A 4,719-nucleotide genomic window follows, 5' to 3' on the forward strand; every position below is an offset into this window, starting at 1 on the left:
AGATGTGTATAAGAGACAGCCCCTGGGCCATGCGCGCCCAGTCCTGGGGACGCTCGGTGCGCAGTTGTTCGATCGGTAGGTATCCGGCCAGTTCCCGGTCGTATTCGGCGAACCGCTCGTCGATGTCGATACCGAGACCGAGCTGCTCCGCGAGCGGCTCGGCGGTCTGGATCGCCCGGCGCTGCGGGCTGCTGACCAGGCGGGTGACCGGGAAGCGAGCCAGCGCATCCGGCAGGCGCTGGGCTTGGGCGAATCCGGTCTCGGACAGCTCCGGGTCGGAGCCCTGGCCGTACTCACTGCGCAGCGGGAGCGCGTGGCGGATCAGCAGCAACTGCACGACTGCCACCCTAAGGGGCCGGTTGCGCCCGGCATCACGGGGTGACGATGTTGAAGTTCGGGTCGGGGGCGTCCAGGACGCCGAGCAGGTTCGCCCAGGCCGTCTGATCCCCGGTGACCTCCAACCCGCCACCCCCCAGCAGTGCCGCCAGCAGCGCAAGCTTGGTGGGCGCCGTGACGGTGACGTCCGCACTGTCCGGATCTGCCGAAGTCTTGCGGTGCACCAGCACGCCGTTGCGCAGGGTGAGCCGGTAGTTGACACCGGTGTCGGCGAACACGACATCCAGGGCCAGCTCCAGGTCCCACGCCCGCGGCCCATTGACCCGGATCGCCAGGGTGTCGAAGATCTGCTCGGGGCTCAGTTGCGCGAGCAGCGCCGCCGAGGTGACGTTGCCGACGGTGCCGAAGTTGCGGGTGCGCAGTTCGGTGGCGCCGGACAGAAAGAAGTTGCGCCAAGTCGCGTTCTCCGCGCCGTAGGCCAGCTGTTCCAGCGTGTCGGCGTAGAGCCTGCGCGCCCCGGCATGGTCGGCGTCGGTGAATATCGCATGGTCGAGAAGGGTTGCTGCCCAACGAAAGTCACCGTCATTGAAGGCGGCTTCAGCCAGTTCGACGACGCGGTCCACGCCACCCATCGCTGCGGCGTAGCGGGGCCCCAGCGCTTCGGGCGGGTGCGGCCACAACCGGGCCGGGTTGCCGTCGAACCAGCCCAGGTACCGCTGATAGACGGCTTTGACGTTGTGGCTGACCGACCCGTAGTAGCCACGGGCGTGCCAGGCGTTGTCCAGGGCGGGCGGCAGCGCGAAATCCTCGGCGATCTCGACCCCAGTGAAGCCGCGGTTGAGCAGCCGCAGGGTCTGGTCATGCAGGTAGGCGTACAGATCACGCTGCAGGCCAAGGTATTCCACGATTCGCTCGGTGCCCCACGTCGGCCAGTGGTGCGAGGCGAAGACGACGTCGGACCGCCCGGCGAAGGTGTCGATGGCCTCGGTGAGATAGCCCGCCCAGGCCCGCGGGTCGCGCACCAGCGCGCCGCGCAGCGTGAGCAGGTTGTGCTGGTTGTGGGTGGCGTTCTCGGCCATGCACAGCGCCCGGAACTGCGGGAAGTAGAAGTGCATCTCCGCCGGCGCCTCGCTTCCCGGCGCCATCTGGAATTCGATGCGCACTCCGTCGATGTCCAGGGTTTGGCCGGTTTGGCTGATGGTGACGGTGGGGACGATGACCGACACCTGCCCGGTCGAGGTGTTCTGGCCAAGGCCGCAGCCGACCTGCCCGCGCGGGCCCCGCGCCAGCACGGTGCCGTACATGTAGCCGGCCCGGCGCAGCATTGCGGTACCGGCGTAGACGTTCTCCGACACCACATGCTCGACGAAGCCCTCCGGCGCGATCACCGCCACCCGGCCGGCGTCGACGTCGGCCTGCGAGGTCACGCCGAGCACGCCGCCGAAGTGGTCGATGTGGCTGTGCGTGTAGATGACCGCGGTGACGGGCCGGTCACCGCCGCGGTGCGCGCGGTAGAGCGCCAGCGCCGCGGCGGCGACCTCGGTGGAGATCAGCGGATCGATGACGATGACCCCGTGGTCGCCCTCGACGAAGGTGATGTTGGAGATGTCGAAGCCGCGCACCTGGTAGATGCCCTCGACCACTTCGTAGAGCCCCTGTTTGGCGGCCAGTTGGGACTGTCGCCACAGAGAGGGATGCACCGAGGTCGGCGGATCGCCGGCGAGAAAGTCGTAACTGTCGTTGTCCCAGACCACCCGGCCGTCGGCGGCGGTGATGACGCAGGGTGTCAGGGCGGCGATGAACCCGCGGTCGGCATCGGCGAAGTCTGCGGTGTCGTCGAAGGGCAGAGTGGCGCGCAGCTGCGCGTGGGCGGCCGCGATCGACGCGCTGACCGGCTGGTTCTCCATGTCGGACAGCTTGCCACCGCAGGCCGGTCCGCAGGGGTCAGCGGCGCCGCCGAAACGCGGTCAATGCGTGGCGCAGCCGCGTCGGCCATGCGGGACGCGCCACCCGGTCGCGGGTCTCGCGTGCCTCGCGGGCGTAGTCGCGGATCGACTCGTCGCCTTCTTCAGCGCGCATCGGCCACCGCCTGCGCCGCATCCTCCGGCGGGTCTTCGGGGACCAGCCGTTCCGGCACTTCGCTCGGCGCCAGGCGTTCCGGTGCCTCCGCGGGCGCCAAGCGCTCGGGCGGCTCGTCCGGCCGGCCCGGTTCGGGCGGCATTTCGGGATTCATCCGCATCGCCTACCCGCCGGGCGCCGGGCGCAAACCCCTGAGGCGGCTAGCGGGGCAGCCGAACCGTGAACACGGTACGGCCGGGTGCACTGCTGACAGTGATGGTCCCGCGGTGCGCCCGGACCACCGCCGAGGCGATCGCCAGCCCGAGCCCGGTGCTGCCCCCGGTGCGGGACCGGGAGGTGTCCCCGCGGGCGAACCGCTGGAAGATCTCCGCCACGAACTGCGCCGGGATGCCCGGACCGTCGTCGGTGACGCTGAGCACCGCCTCCTGGCCGTCGACGCCCAGCCGCAGCGTCACCACGGTGCCCGGACCGGTGTGGACGCGCGCGTTGGTGAGCAGGTTGGCCACCACCTGGTGCAAACGGGCGGCGTCGCCGGGCACGATCACCGGCTCGTCGGGCAGCTCCAGGCGCCAGTGATGCTCCGGGCCGCCGACGTGGGCATCGCTGACCGCGTCGACCGCCAGCCGCGACAGGTCCACCGGCTCGTGCTCCAAGGGGCGGCCGGAGTCCAGCCGCGCCAGCAGCAGCAGATCCTCGACCAGTTGGGTCATGCGCTCGGTCTCGGACTGCACCCGGCTCAGCGCGTGCCCCAGCGCCGCGGAGTCGGCACCGTCCGAGACGGGAATACGCTGCGCCAGTTCGGTATAACCGCGGATCGCGGTCAGTGGCGTGCGTAGCTCATGGCTGGCGTCGGCGACGAACTGACGCACCCGGGTCTCGCTGTCCTGCCGGGTCGCCAGTGCGGCGGCGATGTGATCGAGCATCCGGTTGACCGCGGCGCCCAGTTGCCCGACCTCGGTACGGGGGTTGGCGTCGGATTCGGCGACCCGCACCGGCAGCGTCACCTCACCGCGGTCCAGGGGCAGGCCGGCGACTTCGCCCGCGGTCTGCGCGACGCGGCGCAGCGGGGCCAGCGCGCGCCGGGTGACCACCCCTGCGGCCGCGGCCACCGCGGCCACCGCGACCAGGGTCACCAGCCCGAAGATCAGCAGCACCCGGACCATGGTGTCCTCAACCGCCGCCAGCGGCAGCCCGGTGACGACCACATCGTCACCGCGGCGGGTGCTGGTCGCCACCACGCGGTAGCGGCCGATCCCCTCGAGGCGGCGCGTCACCGCCGGGGCGCCCGCAGTCACCTCGCTCAATTGCGCTGCGGCCGAAGGACTCAGCTGCTCGCGCTGGCCGGAGGTGCTCAGATAGCCGGCCTGCACGTCGAGGGCGTCCACACTCGGGCCGCCGGCATGCACCACCGCACCGACCATGCCCGCCGGCTGCCCGGGCGCGTCCAGAAAGTCCGGCCCGGGGCCCGGACGGGGCCGGTGAAACCGGTGGGCGGCCAGCGGATGACCGTGCAGTCGCGCCGAGCGATGCGAGGCGTCTTGGAGCTGGTGATCGAGCTGACTGACCAAGAACTGGTACAGGGCCAGCTCGGTGACCGCGCCGATCCCGAGGCACGCCACCGTCAGCAGGACGATCTGACTGACCAGCAGCCGCGCCCGCAGCGACCAATTGCGCCAGTCGCGCCAGGTGCCGGCGTGCGGCGACTTATCCAGCCGGCTTGAGCACATAGCCGGCGCCGCGCAGCGTGTGGATCATCGGTTCTCGGCCGTGGTCGATCTTCTTCCGCAGGTAGGAGATGTAGAGCTCGACGATATTGGCCCGCCCGCCGAAGTCATAGCCCCACACCCGGTCCAAGATCTGCGCCTTGGACAGCACCCGTCGGGCGTTGTGCATCAGATACCGCAGCAGCTCGAACTCGGTGGACGTCAGCGTGATCGGGTCACCGCCGCGGGTCACCTCGTGGGAATCCTCGTCGAGAACCAGGTCGCCGACCACGATCTGGGCGCCGGCTTCGGCGGTGCTCACCCCGGACCGGCGCAGCAGCGCCCGCAGCCGCAGCACCACCTCTTCGATGCTGAACGGCTTGGTGACGTAGTCGTCGCCGCCTGCGGTCAGCCCCGCGAGGCGGTCCTCCAGGCCGTCCTTGGCCGTCAGGAACAGCACCGGCAGCCGCGGGTTGATCTCGCGCAGCCGGTGCAGCACGTCGAGCCCGCTCATGTCGGGCAGCATCACATCGAGCACCACGACATCGGGACGCTCGGCCTTGGCGGCGGCTATCGCCGAGGTGCCGTCACCGGCGGTCAC

At 70.5% G+C, this 4,719-nt stretch carries 6 protein-coding genes; all 6 read right to left on the reverse strand.

Translation table 11 applies throughout. The features are described 5' to 3' along the window. Positions 1 to 337 (reverse strand): histidine phosphatase family protein (locus tag LI92_RS19920; RefSeq protein ID WP_046322001.1); only part of this gene is annotated, 337 nt, incomplete at its 3' end. 34 nt (positions 338 to 371) lie between these two features. Then, entirely contained in the window at positions 372 to 2,243 is a 1,872-nt protein-coding gene (locus tag LI92_RS19925) for an alkyl/aryl-sulfatase (protein ID WP_046321998.1), read from the reverse strand. Positions 2,244 to 2,280: 37 nt separating this feature from the next. After that, entirely contained in the window at positions 2,281 to 2,415 is a 135-nt protein-coding gene (locus LI92_RS24430) for a hypothetical protein (protein WP_286135203.1), read from the reverse strand. After that, positions 2,405 to 2,569, reverse strand: coding sequence for a hypothetical protein (locus tag LI92_RS23955; protein WP_192830101.1), 165 nt, complete (start codon positions 2,567 to 2,569; stop codon positions 2,405 to 2,407). Before LI92_RS23955 ends, LI92_RS24430 begins: the two co-directional genes overlap by 11 nt. A gap of 46 nt (positions 2,570 to 2,615) precedes the next feature. Next, positions 2,616 to 4,142, reverse strand: coding sequence for a sensor histidine kinase (locus tag LI92_RS19930; RefSeq protein ID WP_046321999.1), 1,527 nt, complete (start codon positions 4,140 to 4,142; stop codon positions 2,616 to 2,618). Next, positions 4,120 to 4,719, reverse strand: a 600-nt coding sequence (locus LI92_RS19935; RefSeq protein WP_046322000.1) for a response regulator transcription factor, incomplete at its 5' end; no start/stop codon positions are given. The genes LI92_RS19930 and LI92_RS19935, both read right to left, overlap by 23 nt.

Origin of the sequence: Mycobacterium sp. UM_Kg1, assembly GCF_000972925.1 — a bacterium.
Classification (GTDB): domain Bacteria; phylum Actinomycetota; class Actinomycetes; order Mycobacteriales; family Mycobacteriaceae; genus Mycobacterium; species Mycobacterium hiberniae.

Coding starts and splice junctions, on each gene's coding strand:
- LI92_RS19925 (WP_046321998.1), bottom strand. CDS start 2,243: ATGGAGAACCAGCCGGTCAGCGCGTCGATCGCGGCCGCCCACGCGCAG.
- LI92_RS24430 (WP_286135203.1), bottom strand. CDS start 2,415: ATGCGCGCTGAAGAAGGCGACGAGTCGATCCGCGACTACGCCCGCGAG.
- LI92_RS23955 (WP_192830101.1), bottom strand. CDS start 2,569: ATGAATCCCGAAATGCCGCCCGAACCGGGCCGGCCGGACGAGCCGCCC.
- LI92_RS19930 (WP_046321999.1), bottom strand. CDS start 4,142: ATGTGCTCAAGCCGGCTGGATAAGTCGCCGCACGCCGGCACCTGGCGC.